This is a genomic window from Fodinibius sp. GM108, assembly GCF_058386985.1.
Window position 1 is genome coordinate 1 of record NZ_JBYEIR010000021.1, and the last position, 1,345, is coordinate 1,345.

General features: G+C 54.3%; 1 protein-coding gene. It reads right to left on the reverse strand.

The window, feature by feature from the left end; translation table 11 throughout:
* Positions 1-186: 186 nt before the first annotated feature.
* On the reverse strand, positions 187-1,248 hold the full coding sequence (locus tag ACT3ID_RS18915; protein WP_491543627.1) for an IS110 family RNA-guided transposase: 1,062 nt from the start codon (positions 1,246-1,248) through the stop codon (positions 187-189).
* Positions 1,249-1,345: the final 97 nt, after the last annotated feature.

Genomic DNA, 1,345 nt, shown 5'->3' on the forward strand with positions numbered 1-1,345 from the left:
TTACCTGTTCACCAAAGCTTTAGCGTCGGTGAACCTGCCGGCATCCAAACCTCCGACAGCTGTCGGAGCTTATCTTCTGTCAATGGACGGAAGCTGTCCCGAATACTCGGGACTATCCCAGATCTTTTAACCGGCCCACCAACCGATGTCCCAATCCCGCGCACGGGCTCACTTAACGTGTCCCGGTTAGGCAAACGGGCTTATCGGTTGGGGCCAGCAGGTTTGGGAGGCCGCCCGCACGGGCTGCCCCTTAAATCCTTTGTACTCTTCATCCCTGGTCAGCATATACCAGACTCCCTTGGCCAGTTCTTTGGCCACGACGGCTCGGGCCACGGGCCGACCGCTTCGGCGTTTAATCTTTCGATAAAATTTCTTCACCACTTTATAGTGCGTATAGGCGGAAACCGCCGCCTGCCCGAAGGCCGCTCTCAGGTACCGGTTCCCATCTTTGTTGCCTGACTTATGCCGGTGGGAACCACCACTGTCTTTGGCTCCCGGTACCAGCCGACAATAACTGACAAACTGCTTGGCACTGGGAAACCGGTTGATGTTCCCGATCTCTGCCAGAATCGTCCAGGCACCGACTTTTCCCAAGCCCGGCACAGCCATAAGCCGCTCGGCAGAGGCCTCGAAGGGTATTTGCTTCTCAATTTCTTCTTCCAACCGGTGAATATGTTGCTGTAGTTGACTAATCTGCTCAAGCATTAGCTGGGCCTGCAGGTTGGCTGCTGGTGGTAGTTGTGGTTGCAACCACTGCCCAAGCTTTTCCAACTCTCGCCACTGACTCCCGCTGATCTGTACGTTGTATTTAATGGCTTGGTTCCACAGCGTAGACTGTAGCCGGCCCCGCCACTGGATCAGCCGAAGTCGGCCACGGGTCAGTTCCCGGAGTTCTCGTCGGTCATGTTGAATCTGATAGGCCTCCGGAATAAGGTCAGCCCGCAGTAGTTCCGCCAAGGTCTTCGCATCCACTTTGTCAGTTTTTACTTTCGCATAACTGATGGCTTTGACCATCTTCGAGTGAGCCAGCGTGAGCTCGACTCCATTGGCCCGGCACCAGTCCGACAGCCAGTACCAGCTGCTGGTACATTCAACGACGGCTTGGACAGGCTCATCGAAATAGCTAAAAAAGTCTGCCAGTGCCCTCGTTGCTGTCGGCAGCTTCGCCTCCCGGATCACTTCCCCGTTGCCGTTTATCGCTACAATGACCATATTACTAGTATGTAAATCGATTCCTACGTGAATCATGAGGTCCTCCTTGGATTTAGTGATGGTTGAAGATCTCTAATCTAAGTGAGGACCTCCTTTTTGGAAAGATCCCGCGCATTAAGGGACGCACCTCGCC